This window comes from Actinosynnema sp. NPDC049800 (assembly GCF_040656635.1).
In the GTDB taxonomy this organism is placed as follows: domain Bacteria; phylum Actinomycetota; class Actinomycetes; order Mycobacteriales; family Pseudonocardiaceae; genus Actinosynnema.
On the sequence record NZ_JBFAMT010000048.1, the window covers coordinates 37,782 to 53,609 of the forward strand.

At 64.4% G+C, this 15,828-nt stretch carries 13 protein-coding genes and 1 tRNA gene; 7 read left to right on the forward strand and 7 right to left on the reverse strand.

The annotated features are described in order from the left end of the window. Window positions 1–497 precede the first annotated feature (497 nt). Together AB0I91_RS34850 and AB0I91_RS34855 are read left to right on the forward strand one after the other, a co-directional pair. Window positions 498–749: a hypothetical protein gene (locus tag AB0I91_RS34850; RefSeq protein ID WP_499640721.1), complete on the forward strand. Its 252-nt coding sequence runs from the start codon at window positions 498–500 to the stop codon at window positions 747–749. A gap of 189 nt (window positions 750–938) precedes the next feature. Beyond that, complete coding sequence (locus tag AB0I91_RS34855; protein WP_499640723.1) at window positions 939–1,148, forward strand: hypothetical protein; 210 nt, start codon at window positions 939–941, stop codon at window positions 1,146–1,148. A 503-nt stretch (window positions 1,149–1,651) separates the two neighbouring features. On the opposite strand, the gene AB0I91_RS34860 is transcribed toward AB0I91_RS34855, so the two are convergent. After that, window positions 1,652–2,689, reverse strand: coding sequence for a PLL family lectin (locus AB0I91_RS34860; protein WP_499640724.1), 1,038 nt, complete (start codon window positions 2,687–2,689; stop codon window positions 1,652–1,654). 417 nt (window positions 2,690–3,106) lie between these two features. Here AB0I91_RS34860 and AB0I91_RS34865 point away from each other — a divergent pair, with 417 nt between their 5' ends. Together AB0I91_RS34865 and AB0I91_RS34870 are read left to right on the forward strand one after the other, a co-directional pair. Continuing rightward, on the forward strand, window positions 3,107–3,811 hold the full coding sequence (locus tag AB0I91_RS34865) for a transposase family protein (RefSeq protein WP_499640726.1): 705 nt from the start codon (window positions 3,107–3,109) through the stop codon (window positions 3,809–3,811). Further along, entirely contained in the window at window positions 3,700–4,092 is a 393-nt protein-coding gene (locus tag AB0I91_RS34870) for an integrase core domain-containing protein (protein WP_499640728.1), read from the forward strand. The genes AB0I91_RS34865 and AB0I91_RS34870 overlap by 112 nt, the downstream gene beginning before the upstream one ends. A 271-nt stretch (window positions 4,093–4,363) precedes the next feature. Here AB0I91_RS34870 and AB0I91_RS34875 read toward each other — a convergent pair whose 3' ends face one another. The 4 genes from AB0I91_RS34875 to AB0I91_RS34890 form a co-directional block, all read right to left on the reverse strand. Beyond that, window positions 4,364–6,490, reverse strand: coding sequence for a hypothetical protein (locus AB0I91_RS34875; RefSeq protein WP_499640730.1), 2,127 nt, complete (start codon window positions 6,488–6,490; stop codon window positions 4,364–4,366). Between the two features lie 268 nt (window positions 6,491–6,758). Continuing rightward, complete coding sequence (locus AB0I91_RS34880) at window positions 6,759–8,933, reverse strand: hypothetical protein (protein WP_499640732.1); 2,175 nt, start codon at window positions 8,931–8,933, stop codon at window positions 6,759–6,761. 48 nt (window positions 8,934–8,981) lie between these two features. After that, the gene (locus AB0I91_RS34885) at window positions 8,982–10,820 is read right to left on the reverse strand and encodes a P-loop NTPase family protein (protein ID WP_499640734.1); all 1,839 of its coding nucleotides are present in this window, start codon (window positions 10,818–10,820) and stop codon (window positions 8,982–8,984) included. Between the two features lie 957 nt (window positions 10,821–11,777). After that, window positions 11,778–11,972, reverse strand: coding sequence for a hypothetical protein (locus AB0I91_RS34890; RefSeq protein ID WP_499640736.1), 195 nt, complete (start codon window positions 11,970–11,972; stop codon window positions 11,778–11,780). Between the two features lie 186 nt (window positions 11,973–12,158). Here AB0I91_RS34890 and AB0I91_RS34895 point away from each other — a divergent pair, with 186 nt between their 5' ends. From AB0I91_RS34895 to AB0I91_RS34905, 3 genes are all read left to right on the forward strand, one after another. Further along, complete coding sequence (locus tag AB0I91_RS34895; RefSeq protein ID WP_499640738.1) at window positions 12,159–13,064, forward strand: hypothetical protein; 906 nt, start codon at window positions 12,159–12,161, stop codon at window positions 13,062–13,064. A 105-nt stretch (window positions 13,065–13,169) separates the two neighbouring features. Then, the gene (locus AB0I91_RS34900) at window positions 13,170–14,240 is read left to right on the forward strand and encodes an integrase core domain-containing protein (RefSeq protein ID WP_499640740.1); all 1,071 of its coding nucleotides are present in this window, start codon (window positions 13,170–13,172) and stop codon (window positions 14,238–14,240) included. Window positions 14,241–14,267: 27 nt separating this feature from the next. Beyond that, entirely contained in the window at window positions 14,268–15,146 is an 879-nt protein-coding gene (locus tag AB0I91_RS34905) for a tyrosine-type recombinase/integrase (protein ID WP_499640742.1), read from the forward strand. Between the two features lie 117 nt (window positions 15,147–15,263). Here AB0I91_RS34905 and AB0I91_RS34910 read toward each other — a convergent pair. Together AB0I91_RS34910 and AB0I91_RS34915 are read right to left on the reverse strand one after the other, a co-directional pair. Next, window positions 15,264–15,335: transfer RNA gene (locus AB0I91_RS34910), tRNA-Val, on the reverse strand. 49 nt (window positions 15,336–15,384) lie between these two features. Then, the gene (locus tag AB0I91_RS34915; RefSeq protein ID WP_499610547.1) at window positions 15,385–15,813 is read right to left on the reverse strand and encodes a TIGR02611 family protein; all 429 of its coding nucleotides are present in this window, start codon (window positions 15,811–15,813) and stop codon (window positions 15,385–15,387) included. Window positions 15,814–15,828 lie beyond the last annotated feature (15 nt).

Below are 15,828 nucleotides of genomic sequence, written 5' to 3' on the forward strand. Positions count from 1 at the left end.
GCGGCCAAGGACGTGGAGCTGCTGGTGCTGCGGCACGAGGTCGCCGTGCTGCGCCGGACCGACCCTCGCCCGCGCCTGGAGTGGGCTGACCGTGCTGTACTCGCCGAATTGGTGCACCGACTCCCCCGACGGCTGCGCGAGCACAGGTTGGTGACACCGGGAACCATCCTGCGATGGCATCGACGCCTGGTCGCGAGGAAGTGGACCTACCCGAACCGCACCGGCCGACCGCCGGTCGACGACACCGTCGTGGCGTTGATCGAACGCATGGAGCGGGAGAATACCGGCTGGGGCTACCGCAGGATCCAGGGCGAACTGCTCAAGTCCGGCCACCGGACAGCCGCCTCAACGGTTCGCCGCGTGCTCAAACGCCTGCTTATCCCGCCCGCACCCCGGCGCGACACCGACACCTCCTGGCCGCGATTCCTTCGCGCCCAGGCCGCGAGCATGTTGACCTGCGACCACTTCGACGTCGGCTGCGCCGTCCCCTCAAACGCGTGTACGTGTTCTTCGTGGTGCAGGTCGCCACCCGCTACGTCCACATTCTCGGCACCGTCAGACGCGAAGCTACCAACCGACTGCTCATCCTCAACGAACACCACCTCGGGTCGTGCTGGACCGCTACACGACCCACTACGACCACCGCCGACCACACCAAGCCCTCCAGCTCGCACCACCACGACCGGACAAGCCAGCAGTGGAGCCGAGCTGCACGTCGATACGTCGCCGACCAGTCCTCGGCGGCCTGATCAACGAGTACGAACCCACAGCAGCCTAACCACCGGTCAGAGCACCTGGCCGACTTTTGGCACCCCACAGGGCCTGCCGACAGGCTCACCCATGCAGGTTGAACCCGTGTGTTGCGTGAGGGGGCGAGGTGCTTGTGGTGCGGCCGCCGGTCCGCAGCGCCGTCGGCTGACGCGGCATGATGATCAGCTGTGCTGCTTCGACTGGCCGACCTGGGCGTGAGCAACGCGTTCGCGTTGCTGTATCTACTTTTCATGAGCGACGGGGTCAAGGACGTAGAGAATCTGGCGCGGACCGATCACACAGCGATCGGCATCAATCCCGGCTGCTGTTCGATCACCGGGCACCCTCCCGCGACGGCACCAGCCCAGGTCATCCGGAAGCGGATCAGTACGCAGTGACAGCCGATCCGACCCGGCAAGACGTCGCACAAGTTGCCCAACCGACTCGAACGGCAATCAACCGCACCCTGCGATCTCTTCGGTGCGCACGAAGTGGTCACCACGACACTCCGGATGTCGATCAAGGCCGTGGATGCGCGACCAGCAGTTTTATCACCGGAGACAGACGAATCCGACCACAAATGCGATGCCCCAGAAAGGGGGTCTGCTCCCAAACTGCTCCCCGGAACGATCACTGGCCCGCAGACGATGATCCGTCTGCGGGCCAGTGACCTGCACAAACACGCTGTGGGCGATACTGGGATCGAACCAGTGACCTCTTCGGTGTGAATGAAGCTAGAACAATGTCTCTACCAGCAGGAATGTCGTTACCGCAGGAAAAATGCAGCTATTGGGTGCCGTCGGATGCGGTTCAATGCCGTTGAACGTGTCCGGCGGCTCCCATTCTGCTCCCAGTATCCGCTCCCACGCCCTCCTCCGCTCGCCGACGATCCACGGACCACTCAACCGATCGAAACTCGACACCAGTCCAGCCACCGATTTCCAGTGCCGTCATACGGTCGGAGCCATAGCGCCCCCTCGCTATCTACGATCAGACAGCGCAGACTGTTCGGGCTTGTGGTACTTCCTGCGACGTCGATCACGCCAGCTGGGGTATCCATCACCAGCCAGTCGGACCACGCGTGTCCGCGCTGGTGGTGACGATGACCGAGGTCACCCGCATCACCGACTACAAATAGCTCCTGGTATTCGGTGAGCTTGCGGAACGCCGAGACGGCGCGGGCCGGAGAACCCGGCCTACCCCACCGTTCCCACTCAGTCCACCGCTCCCAAAACCAACGGTGCCAGACTTCCCCATCGGCATCGACAGCGAAGTTCTCGAACAATCCGTCGTGCGGTGCGCACACCGTGACGTCGCGGGCTCCTGCGAGTCCCGAATCATGCCACTGTGACCAACCTTGTCCGTCCGTTCGCCATGCGTGCAGCAGCCGACCAGAATCGGTGATTACCATCAGCTCGCGATGCCCCGGAGCGAGACTGCTTGATGCAACGCACATAGCTCGCCCGTGTGTATCACCGAGGATTCTCACGACCTGCCACGTCGACAAGTGGCCGCGATCGCGGGTGCGCATGCGGATAGTGCCGTCGCGATCAAGCGCGTAGTACTCGACGATCCCCTGTCGAGGAACGACGGCGGCTACGTCCCACGCGAACCCTGTCTCCAGGATCACACGCCAAGGCGACCATAAGCTCTTACCCGTACACGTAGCAGTGATCACCTTGCCATTTTTCGTAACCGCCAGAACGTCCATCCCGCCTTCGCCATTGTCGACGGCGGCCACACGGCACAGCTTCCTGACGGGCGCGTTTGCACTCCCTAAACGGTGCTTCCAAAAAACCGGCAGGACGAACGCTAGCAAGACGACCGCAGTGAGCGGCCACCGCCAACGATGCACGGCCTCCTTGTCGGCAAGCGAAGTCAACAGGTTGACACCCGCAGCGCCTACGATGCCGAGCAGCACGAGCAGGACGTCACGCACCGCCCCTTGGGCACGCTTCGTCGCCGACTCAATCCACATGCACATGCTTCGCGCCAGCTGGTAGAGCCGTTACGAAGCGGCCGACGGACGCGAATGTGCTCAGGCGTCTACGAACCAAGCCAGCCGGGCGCCACCAGTCCCAGCACGACGGCCATGCGCAACCGGAGCCGATCAGTGTAGAGCTCGTTCTCCTCACTCGGCCGCGCGCACCGACGGCGAGTCCACGATCGCCGCCGACGGTGCCGCCTCCCGTGTGGGGTTCCAGAACTCTGCATCTGAGCGCTGAGCTGCGGCGATCGCGCACCATGAGCCGTAGAGGCATGATCACGAGGCATAGCGCTACGACTGCTGTACCTGCTCTTCGTCCGTGTCGTCGACTGGCTGGCCCTGCTCGGCCGGTCATCGACGGCCAAGGACGTGGAGCTGCTGGTGCTGCGGCACCAAATCGCCGTACTACGCCGCGCCAACCCCCGCCCACGGCTGGAGTGGGCCGATCGCGCTGTACTCGCCGCGCTGGTACGCCGACTACCGCAGATACTGCGCGAGCACCGAGTGGTGACACCGGGCACCACCCTGCGATGGCACCGGCGCCTGGTCACGAAGAAGCGGACCTCTCCCCACCACACCGGCCGCCCACAGGTCGACGACACCATCACGGTGTTGATCGAGCGGATGGCCCAGGAGAACGCCGGCTGGGGCTACCGCAGGATCCAAGGCGAGCTGCTCAAGCTCGGCCACCGGGTAGCCGCCTCAACGGTTCGCCGCGTGCTCAAGCGCCTGCAAATACCGCCCGCACCCCGGCGCGACACCGACATGTCATGGCGACGGTTCCTACGCGCGCAGGCCACGAGCCTGCTGGCCTGCGACTTCTTCCACGTCGACTGCGCGTTCCCCCTCAAGCGGGTTTACGTGTTCTTCGTGATCGAGGTCGCCACCCGCTACGTCCACATCCTCGGCGCCACCACCATCCCGATGGCCCCTGGACGACCCAACAGGCCCGCAACCTGCTCATGGATCTGGGTGACCGGGCAGACGACTTCCGGTTCCTCATCTGCGACCGGGCCGGCCAGTTCACCACTTCGTTCGACGCGGTCCTCTCCGGCGAAGGCATCAAGGTCGTGAAGATCCCGCCACGGTGTCCACGAGCCAACTGCTACGCCGAGAGGTTCATCGGAACCGTCAGGCGAGAAGTCACCGAACGCCTGCTCATCATCAACGAACACCACCTCCGGACCGTGCTGAACCGCTACGCGGCCCACTACAACCACCGCAGACCACACAGAGCACTGCAACTCTTGCCACCACGACCGAACCAGCCGATCCCAGAACCGGGCCACACCTCGATACGCCGCCGACCAGTCCTCGGCGGCCTGATCAACGAGTACGAACACGCAGCCGCCTAACCACAGGTCAGACCGTGTGGCCGACTATTGGCACCCCACAGGTACGGCCAGGAAGCGACGTGCCCGCCGAGCGGCTTCAGCGGTGACCGCGGAAATCTCCACCGCCTCGGCGAGCCGTCGGGCGAGCGCCGCGTGCTGCCTCCGCTGCTCGTAGAATGAGCCGTGCCCCGCCGCCTGCCTGTTCGCATGCGCGATCCACGCAACTCCGCATGCCATTCTCTGGTGGCAACTAGACCCCCTCGGCGCAGCACTGTGACGTGATGGGTTGAAGTCAACTCAGATGCTGAGCTATCTCCTCCGCCACTGGGCGCCAGACATCCCATACATCGTCGATTGTTCTCTGTCCCGGAGTGAATTTTCCACTGAAGCGGTAGCGTTCATACTCCTCGCGGACGTAAATCATGTCACTCGCAACGCGTACGACACCTCGGCGAACCAGTACTTTCAAGGCGGCTTGGAACTCGGTTCCTTTCACCGATTGGCGTCCTTGCAGCTTCATAGTGAATGTGGCACGTTCGCCGGTGTGTCCGTGATTTCGAGTCAAGTTCATGAGCATTCTAAGTAGGCGAACCGCCCGGTCATTCGGATCTGCTTTCTCTGTGAGGATCAGCGTCTGGCGATAGTTGACCCAGGGGTAAGGTAGTGTTGTGCTATCCGGAACATGAAGTTCGAAGTCTCCGGGCCACGGATCCCGGGCAATTGCTCCTGGAAGTTCAACACGGGAATCAACCTCAAATATGACGACACCATTAGGCGCATCGTGACTCGTTGCAGGTGCGGCACGGTGCGCGAATTCGACAGAGTAACCTTCGATTGCCAATGACCCGCAGCGCAGAAAAAGGTCTGGCCCCAAGACCGTCGGAGTATCCCTCGCGGGGATCCTGACCTCGCAGGAAGTCGAGAAGGTAAGTCCTTCGAGTGGCCCGAAAAGTCGAACCACTTGTGGCGATTCCGAAATCAGCGTAAGGGCGGTTTGGGAGGGGATGCCCGCGCGGAGTACGCTCATCGCTCCTGTGAATTCTCCTCCGTCGACCTCTGAAGCAGTGACGGTGGCCAGAGCTCCGCTAAACTCACCTGCCGTAATTGAGGCATGCAGGGCGGCAAATTGCCATTCGTCGATCAACAATTCTTCGGATTGGAGTGCGAGAAGGTCGAACAGCAAGCTCGAATCGTTGCCTATATCGATCAACCGTTGGCCATCGATTGTAGTGCCGAAGCGTTGCGATGCTGTATAAGCCGTGAAGACCGTGCTGGCCCACTTTGCGTCATTGCGAAACGGATGGTCATTTAGAAATGGGCGGACATTGTCAATATAGTCTGCCCGTACTCTGGGATCGGCAATGTGACGCAACTCTGGTTCCGGTCCGCCTTCAAGATCATGGCACAGCCAATCAATCTGTTCCTCTGGTGTGTACACCGATGACGGTGCGAGGCCAAGTTGAGTTGCGACAGGCGCCATCTTGAGTTGATCGCGGATAAGCAGGTCATCGAGAACATGTTTAAGTTCTCCTAGATGCCGTGCTAGTCCATTTGATTCGCCGAAGCTTCTAGAAACAGCGAAGTGGTTCTCCTCTCGCAGCAATACTGCTGCGACAGCGTCAAGTACAGGCGCATAGCCAGCGAAGGTATCGGCTGCTCCACCGGGAACGGAACTTACGATAGATGTGAGTACTGCATCGCGGGCGGCCTGATAGTAGGGACCGTTGAGAGGGGTCCCGCTCCTACTCCGGAGACTGACCATGCCGTCGACATATTCAAGTCGCTCATTCGGGCCGAAATGTGAAATTTCGAGCCATGCTGTAGACACACTTGCATCGTCGAGGCCTACCCATACCTCTTCCAGGGTCCTCTCGCGTCCAAACAAAATAAATCGACAGCCGAAGTGAATAGCTTCAACGAGTGACTGGAGAAACTCGGACCAAGACGTTCCCGAGACTCGAGCACGTGCCTCATCGAGCGAGTCAATAAGTATTGTGGGCGAATTAAAACTGGCGAGGGCGGACTCTATACTGGTTGAATCGAGATACTTTCCCAGAACGAATGACAGTGATGTCCCGCCAACAGCTTTGTCTTGCTCCAGTTTCCAGAGCGGTGCGCCGAGTTGTCGTGACAGTTCCTCTGCTGCTCGACTTTTGCCTGCAGCTCCTCGCGCTGAAATTAGGACGACCGACGACTCCAGATCGCCCAAGGCTTCCTCGACGAGCAATTGTGGGTTCACGAAGAACCGCTTATTGTTTTCGACTTTGAAGCTGCCCAGCGGCGTGCCCGCGAAGTCGCTTCCGCTAAGTGCTGAGACTAACTGCGGAAAATCGATGTGGGGGTTCATCTGTTGATTGAACCGCAGCAGGGCTTTCAAAGCAAGCGGTCGCACGGAATTTGATGAAAGTCGCCAGACCACGTGGCCGACTATTGACACCCCACACCCACCATGCCGAGGCCCTTGACCACGCGGAGGTGACCAAGGCGGCCGAACTGCTCGTGTTGTGACGCGAGAACGGACAAATACGGATCCACAGCCCAATCGCAGGTCGGACTATGTGGCCGACTTCCGGTACGACAAACGTTGCTGTCCCGCGCGGGCGAACTTATGACGAATACAGGGCACGCCGCTCGACCGGCAGTGATGATCCTTCGAGCGGCACAGTACCAAGACCGACCCGCCCGCATCACCGGGGCGACGGATTCCGCCCGTCGCCCATGGTCGTCGACGGGGCCCACCACCGGCGGACCGCCTCGGTCGCCGCGAGGATCTGCTCGACAGCTTCGGTCCCGCCGACCCGGTGCACGAGGGGAATCGCCTCGGCCAACGCGGCTTGGCAGGCGCGCAGGTCTCCGTCGAGCATGCGGCGGACTATCGCCCAATCCTCGCCCCGGACACCGCCGGTCCACAACTCCTTGGCCTGCCTCAGCACGGCGCGCTTCGCGTCACCGGTCCACCGGGCGGTATTGACGACCTCGGCCAGTACCTCGTCCCAAACGGGCTGCGGTAGGTGGAGTGCCACGTGCCCCCACATCCTCGTCATGTCGTGGCGAGCCGGCAACGCCCTGGTCGCGGCCAGCGCGTGCCGTACGAGGGCCTGCGGCACGCGTCCCACGTGACCGGTCAGGGCGGCCACGTCGTGGTCGGATGTTCCCCACACGTCATCGGCTGCGAGCACCGCTCGCACTGTGGTGAGGAAACCGGCCAGCACCCGCTGCGGCGCGTATCTGGCCAGCACACCCAGCGATCGGGCCAGCGGTGTGCCACCACTGTCGAGGTCACGGGCAGTAGACAGCGCCTCCTTCAGCACATCGAGTCCCTCACGCGAGGACATCTCGGCCGCGATCACCACCATCAGCGCGACTCGGTATGAGGGCGTCTCCAGGCTGTGCGCGCCCTGTAGTGCCAACGCCAGCACCTCGGAGCGCAGCGGGTCGGGCAGTCGGGCAGCGATCCTGGACAGCAGCCACGGGCGGACTTCGTCGTCGTCGACGTCCGCCGCCGCCCTCACCGCTTCACGCATGACCTCGTGGTGCTGCGGAGCAGGCAGCGCGGCGGCGACCGCAGCCAACGCCCATACTCGGTTGGTCGGTTCTCGAGTGGCACGGGCGGCTCCCAATGCCTCCTCCAGCAGGACCGACCGCCATCCCACATCCACGCATACGGCCAGGTTCTTCAGGGCGAACGCTCGCGATCGTTCGACGAGCACCGCCCGGGCTGCGGCCGACGCCCGTTCGAGCAGCGGTTCACGGACCCGAAGCGGGAGGTGGCGCGCGATCTCGCCGATCAACCAGGCATAGCTGTCATCGGCCCAGATGCTCCGGGTCATGTTCAGCGCCTCTGCCAACAACGCCTGCGGCAGCATCGGCGCGAGGGCTCCGATGATGCCCATCCGCAGGTCGTCCCGCTCGATGACGGACGCGACTGCGACTGCCTTCTCCAGATCCTCCTCGGCGAGGTGCGGCACCAGGATGAGGAGGGCATCGGCGCGGAGATAGTCCTCCGACATCGCGATGACGTCGTCGATGGATCGTCGTACCGCTTCCCGCTGCTGCGCAGAAGGCCAGCGCGGAGCGAGTGCGGCAGTGAGCCGAACGCGCTCGAAAGGACTGCCGAACTCGTGGACACGGTCAGCCAACCGTCTCGTCTGTTCCGCCGTCAGCCAGTGCCGCATCGAGCACAGCAACGCACACCGTTCCGTCTCGTCCTCGACCTCCAGGACAGCGGCCAGTGTCTCGTCCAACAAGTGCGACCGATCCCCTTCGGACAGGTAGTGCATGATCAGGTGCAGGAGCTTCGGCCGGTCGTCCGCATCCTGTTCCCGTGCGGTGCCCAATGCCTCCGAGATGGCGACGTGCCGGTTGGCCCCAGTGAGCTGCTCGCTCGCCGCAATCAGTCCCCATACCCGGTTGAGAGGTGCCGAAGCCGATCGCGCCGTGTCGAGAACCTCGTCCTCGAGCACGTAGCGCTCCGCCGCAGGAAGTCGGGTGGCCAGCTTTGACAACAACCACGCCCGATCGTCCGGTGCCGCGATCCCGCGCACGATGGCGGGCAACTCGCCGTCCAGACTGGCCGGAACGCGCTGGACCAGCGCGTCGAGGAGCAAGGTCCGCGCGAACGTGTCAGCCATCGAGGTAGTCGCGTCCAGCACTTCGGCCAAGTCGTCAGCAGATAGTCGTGGAACGAGACACGTCAGCGCCTCTTGCCTGTGCTCCTCGTGCTCGATCTCCATCGCGATGGCGGCTGCCTGTGCCACCAGGTGGTCTGGCAGCTCAGGGGGGAACGCGCCGAGCACCTGCGCGCGGTCCTCCTCGTCGACGATGGCGGCCGTGGTATCCAGCGCCTCCACCAGCGCGCGCACCCGTTCGTGTTCCGGAAGGTGATCGGCCAGGCGTAGCAGAGCCTTCGCCTAGGAGCTGTGATCGGGAATCCGGCGAGCCGCGGTGAGGGCTTGCGCGAGTACGTCCGCAGCGGAGGAACCGGACAAATGCGGCAGCAGCGCGGCGAGAGCGAACACCTTCTCACCCGGTGTTTGCAGCTGTCGCACGCAGGCCAGCGCACGCGCGGTCGTCCAACTCCCTGCCTTCACCAATGCGACCAGCAAGGGGATCGGGATGTTCGCGACGAACGAGGTGACACCCGCGGTGATCAACGCGTAACGGAGCTCCAGTCCGATGGACGGGACCACGCGCCCGGCCGCCAGTCCGCGGTCGGTCTCGGCTTCTGCGTGCCTACGGGCGCGGCTCACGTCGGCGAGGTAGCGGTCGACCGTCCCCATGTGATCGTGGGCGTCGAACCACACATTGCGGACACCCCGCTCACTAGTTCGTTCGCAGCTCACGAGGTCGTGCAGCTCCGCGACCCGTCCGGCGGACGCAAGGTGGTAGGCGAGGTTCCGCAACGCGTACCCGCCGTCCCGGGTGGCGAGGTCCGGTCGTGTGACCAAGCGGTCAAACCCGGTGTCGAGGCCGCCGAACTCCACCAGGTAGTGGTCCGTGATGCGATGGTGGGCCTCGGCCGTGGCGGCGGCCAGCTCCTCCGCGTGCGCGGTGACGCCATGGGCACCATCGAGCGCGGTGTCAGTGAGGAACTCCCGCAAACTGGCGTGGTAGATGCCGTAGCGCCGATTGCGGTTATCGCCCTCGTGGTCGGCAAGGAAAGGACGCAGTCGACCGGAACACAGCCGGCGCACCTCACCGTCAGCGATCCCGGCCAACCTGCTCAGGCTGTCGACAGTAAGGGGCTCGACCGCCGCGGCCAGCACTCCGAGCAGAGGCAGGCAGACCTCGCCCCACCGCCAATCTTGCCGCAGCACCCCCAAGCTCTCGGCGTAGTAGTGCGCCAAGTCGCCGGGCAGCCGGTCCAGATCCGAGGGAGCGCGTAGCCCATAGCGCACCTCGTCGAGCACATAGCGGGCGTACACCCACACACCCCGACAGCGATCGACAAGCTGGCGCACCAACATCTCGGTCGACACCTGGGCGTGGGCCAGCGACGACGCGAGCGGCTCCGCAGCGGTCACCGCGGTCAGGAACTGTCGCAGGTCTGCGGTGTTGCGTTCATCCCCGGCCGCGATGGCCAGCACCTCCCACGGCCGGCGCAACGCGGCCAGGTCGGTCCCGGTACGACAGGTGGCCACAATGAACACCCCCTGTGGCAACGCGACTGGCAGCCCCAGCGGCAGATCACCGTCCACGTGCTCGGCTTCGTCCAATCCGTCCACCACAAGCACCAACCGCCGACCCTCCTCCCTCGCGACAGCCGCGGCGGCCCGGAGCACCTGCTCGAACCAGCCGCGCTCGCCGGCCGTCTCCGGGACCACTCCCCGTGGGGCGAACTGCTCCACCAGGCCGTACTGGCTGATGAGCTGGGCCGCGAGGTTCCGCAGGGCGACCACGGTCGCCCTGCCGTTACGGCGGCGGGTGAAGTGGCACGGCCAGCCGCGATCCCGGGCCAGCCACGCGGCGAAAGTCGATTTGCCCAGGCCTGCCGCCGCCTGCACCACCACGTACCCGCGGTCGTGGAAGCGCAAGAAGCGGTCCACCTTCGCAACCAACCACTCCCTGCCCACGAACCCGTCCACACCGACCTCGTCGAACACCGGTGCGGGATCAAGCCACACATCCCGCAACCGGGCCGTTCCACCGACGAACACCTCACCGGTGATGACGTCACGGCCCGCCTGCACCACCATCGCCCCGACTCCGGCGGCGGCGACCTGATGCAGCACCCGATCGGCATCCGCCACGCGTCCACCACCTCCGACCGTTCCCTCGTCCACCCATCACCAGAATGGCCGAGCGAGGCGACCGCGCCAACCACGACATGAGCCCGACGACGCAACCTATGGGTGTCAGAACTCTGCACTGGGTTGTTGATCTGCGGTGATCGTGCATCATCGGCTGTGGGGCACGCTCTGAAGGTGGGCGCTACGACCGCTGTACCTGATCTTCGCCCGGCTCGGCGGCTGGTCGGTCCTACTCGGCCAACCATCGACAGCGAAGGACATCGAGCTGCTGGTGTTGCGACACGAAGTCGCCGTGCTGCGCCGGGCCAATTCGTGCCCTCGCCTGGATTGGGCAGACCGCGCGCTGCTCGCCGTACTGGAACGCCGACTCCCCGACTGCAACGCGTTGTTCCTGCCGCGCTGGAGGCTCGGCGGCGGCGGGCTCGCGATCGCGGTCATCGCCGCTACGGGCGTGGTCCTCGCCGTCCTCACCTTTGGTGGGGTGCGAGGGTCGCACGATGGTCGTGTGGAATGTGGATCAGCCTGCGCACTCGGACATCGATGAGGTGGTGAGCGTGGACGTGAGCAGCACGCTGTTCGTGATTCCGTGCGGAGCGGCGAAGCTTGCCCGGCCGAGCCTCGCGGAGCCTCTACACCGGGGCGATGTTCCGATACAGCCTCGCCGTGGTGAAGGAGGAAGCCGAGCTGGCAGGCGCCGCAGGCCGCAGGGTGGCGGTGCGAATCCTGTCGGCGCGGCATGGCCCGCTCGACCCGGACACGCTCATTGACGCTTACGACCAGAGGATGACCAACCGGGACGCGATCCCGACGACGGCCTCGGCCGATCAGCTCACGAGTCCAGTCCGCTACGAGCCCGCGGACCGGCTCTGGTTCGCCGCCCTATCCGACTTGGCGGATCGTCGACGACGGCTGCTCACATCTCTCGCATCCACGCCGAATCCCTGGGCTGCGCCACCCTCACCCCACCAGCCGTGGAGCCGACGGCCGCCATGGTTCTCCGACCGACAGGCCCACCGCCACGACGAGCCGCTCAGCTGTCGACCAGCTGTCAGCCAGGCCGTTCAAGGCTGTCTCAAGCTCGGCGTCCTCGGCGTTCTCCACGCCGCACATCGTCTCAGCCCTCAGGTGCGCGTCCTTGATCAGGAGATACACCGCTCGTTTCTGCAGTCCCGCGTGACGCAGCGCTAGCGGGCGCCACGGGCATGATCAGATGGAGGAATTCTTCGAAGTTTCGGCCACTGTCGCCCCTGCTCGGGCTGCCGGCAAAGGTAACGCCAGCAGCCCGACTGCGATAGGTGGATGAAGGGCGATCGACGGTCACCTATGGAGTGCAACGGTATGACGGCAACTGTGGAGCAGCCTGAGGATGGCCGGTCCGAACCTCGCGAACCTGCCGGTGGATCGGGACAGATCCTCGCAGATCTGAATACAGCCACCATTGCGACGATTCCGACGCTTGTTCTGATGGTCCTACTGGTGGCAGCCAACGACCGGGTCCTACTTCGCGTGGTCGCGGCGCGCGGTGACCTCATCGGCTTACTCATGGTGCTCATTAGCCCATTACTGCCGCTTATCGTTGCCGGGTTTATCTTTCTTCTCCTGCTGCGATGGATCGGCGGATACCGTCCGCGCGCCCTTCTAGGGGCCGGCGCCATCGGCGGGTTGTTGTTGTTCGTAGCCGCGCCGGTATCGATTGTTCTCGGGCTCGCCGTACTGGCCGTCCTTACGTGGATCTACATCAGGGTGCGAGGTCAATCTGGGAGCAAATTGAAACTTCTGGTCCCGCCGACACCTTCGCGACCTCTCAAAGGCGCTGCCAAGGGTGTGTGGTCCGGGCGTGGTCGGCTCAGCCTGTCGGTCACGGTGGTAATCCAAGCCTTCGCCACGGTGGCCCCGTTGCTCGACAGGACGGACTTCGGCGGCGGGGTGGCGGAGGCGTCGCGATCCATAGTGCTGGGAGGGCTGCCAGTTGAGGTGATTGCATACGGCAGCGGGCCTGAATACCGGCTAGATACTTTCCGCGTAGTTCAGGCCGGAGATCAGGTGACGACCGTTGTCACAGAAAGCGGTGCAGTGTCCAACTTGTGGAACTCCGACATCTCGCACAGAGTTCCGTGTAATGACGGTATGAGTTATTGGGATAAACCGCTCATCTTTCTCGGTTCGGATACTGTCAGTCCGACTCCGGAGTGCTCCGACATCCGCGAAACGGGATTGACGAAGCGGAGGAGCGAAGGCTCGTAGTCGAACCAGCGAGTGGGATAAGCCTGTGGGGTTCCAGAACTCTGCACTGAGGCACCGACCTGCGGCGATCGCGCACCATAGGCTGTAGGAGCATGATCGCGAGCCGTGGCGCTACGACTGCTGTACCTGATCTTCGTCCGGGTCGTTGGCTGGTTGGTTCTGCTCGGCCGGTCATCGGCGGCCAAAGACGTGGAGCTGCTGGTACTGCGGCACGAAGTCGCCGTACTGCGCCGCACCAATCCCCGCCCGCGGCTGGAGTGGGCCGATCGCGCGGTGCTCGCCGCGCTGGTGCGCCGACTCCCCCAGATGCTGCGCGAGCACCGTTTAGTGACACCGGGCACCATCCTTCGATGGCACCGGCGCCTGGTCACGAAGAAGTGGACCTACCCCCACCGCACCGGCCGCGCACCGGTCGACGACGCCGTCGTGGCGTTGATCGAGCAGATGGCCCGGGGGAACGCTGGCTGGGGCTACCGCAGGATCCAAGGTGAGCGGCTCAAGCTCGGCCACCGGGTAGCCGCCTCAACGGTTCGCCGCGTGCTCAAGCGCCTGCGAATACCACCCGCGCCCCAGCGCGACACCGACACCTCCTGGCGACAGTTCCTCCGCGCACAGGCCGCGAGCATGTTGGCCTGCGACTTCTTCCACGTCGACTGCGCCGTCACCCTCAAACGCGTGTACGTCTTCTTCGTGATCGAAGTCGCCACCCGCTACGTCCACATCCTCCGCACCACCACCAACCCCGATGGTCCCTGGACCACCCAGCAGGCCCGCAACCTGCTGATGGACCTGACCGATCGGGCCGACGACTTCCGGTTCCTCATCCGGGACCGGGCCGGCCAGTTCACCACCTCATTCGACGCCGTCCTCGCTGGCGCAGGCATCAAGGTCGTGAAAATCCCACCACGCTGCCCGAGAGCCAACGCCCACGCCGAACGGTTCGTCGGCACCATCCGACGCGAAGCCACCGACCGACTACTCATCCTCAACGAACACCACCTGCGAACGGTCCTGGACCGCTACGCGGCCCACTACAACCACCGCCGACCCCACCAGGCGCTACAGCTCGCACCACCGCGACCGGACCAGCCGATCACCCAGCCGCGCTGCACCTCGATACGTCGCCGACCAGTCCTCGGCGGCCTCATCAACGAGTACGAACCCACAGCCGCCTAACCGCAGATCAGGCCATGTGGCTGACTTTTGGCACCCCACAGGGCCACCTACGACTCGCACCTGCGCAACCACATCCTGCCCCGCTTCGCCGACACCGAACTGGGCGACATGACCCGGATGACGGTCAAGGTCTGGGCCAAGCAGCTGCGCCGCAGGCTCAGCGAACGCAGCGTCGGCGACGTGGTCAACCTGCTGTCACGGATCATGGGCGAGGCCGTCGACGAGGAACTGATCGGCGCAAATCCCTGCCGCAAACTCCGCCTCGCCACCGGTGATCAACCCGAACGGCCCCACGCCACCGCCGCCCAGATCGCCGGCCTGGCCGCCCGCGTGTCCCCCGACAACGCCGCCCTGATCGTCACAGCCGCCTACACCGGCCTGCGCTGGGGTGAACTGATCGGCCTGCAATGGACACGCGTCGACACGGGCATCGGCGAGATTCGCGTCGACGGCAAGGACGGCGCCCTGCACGAGGTCGGCGGCAAACTCACCCTCGGACCGCCCAAGACCCCCGCCAGCGTCCGCACCGTACACCTACCCGAATTCCTGGCCGGCCTGCTCGACGACCACCACGACCGCCACCCCACCGCCCGGTTCGTGTTCACCGGTGCCGACGGGGGCTTCCACCGCCGCTCCAACTTCCGCCGCCGCGTCTGGCTACCAGCCCTACGCGGCGACACCGGCCGGCCGCGCATCAACTCCGAGATGCACTTCCACGACCTGCGCCACACCCACAAGACCTGGCTCATCGAACACGGCGTCCCCGAAGTACTCCAGCACAAAAGGATCGGCCACAAGTTCCACGGCGTCATGGGCGTCTACTCCCACGTCACCCAACCCATGATCGACACCATGCTCGCCGGACTCCAACACCGCTGGGAGCAAACGGGGAGCACGAACCCATGACCTCCTTCGCAAATACGGGAGTGGTCAAGATCATCCGCTCCCAATTTGCTCCCCGCAACGATCAACGGCCTGCAGACGAAGATCGTCTGCAGGCCGTTGACCCGGCAAAACACACTGTGGGCGATACTGGGATCGAACCAGTGACCTCTTCGGTGTGAACGAAGCGCTCTCCCGCTGAGCTAAACGCCCGTATTCAGTTCTCACACCCGCTCTCGCGGTGTGGCCATAGCTTACAACATCATCCCCGCGAACCAAAAATCGGGCTCTCCAACCAGGCCCACTCGAGCCCGAACCAGCCACCTACCAGCGCAAACACCCCGAGCAGCCAGCACGTCACGACCACCACGAGGCCGGTGCCGGCCAGCACGAGGCCCTTCACCAACAGGTTCTGCCGCCGCAACCACGCGACCCACGCGTCGTAGTAGCGCTTGGCGAACCTCAGCACCCGGCCCGCCCACTCGAACTCGGTGGCCAGGATCGCCAGCCCGGCGAAGACGACCAACCAGCCCGGCCCCGGGTACGGGATCATCAGCACGCCCGCGACCAGCACCAAGCCACCCACCACGCCGACACCGATGCGGTAGGTCATGTTCAGCGCGGGGTTGCGACGGAACCAGCGGAGGTGCTGAGCGCCGTTGTCGGTGTCTTCGCGCTGTTCTGTGCTCATGCCCACATCATCGCT

Coding starts and splice junctions, on each gene's coding strand:
- AB0I91_RS34915 (WP_499610547.1), bottom strand. CDS start 15,813: ATGAGCACAGAACAGCGCGAAGACACCGACAACGGCGCTCAGCACCTC.
- AB0I91_RS34870 (WP_499640728.1), top strand. CDS start 3,700: ATGGATCTGGGTGACCGGGCAGACGACTTCCGGTTCCTCATCTGCGAC.
- AB0I91_RS34895 (WP_499640738.1), top strand. CDS start 12,159: ATGACGGCAACTGTGGAGCAGCCTGAGGATGGCCGGTCCGAACCTCGC.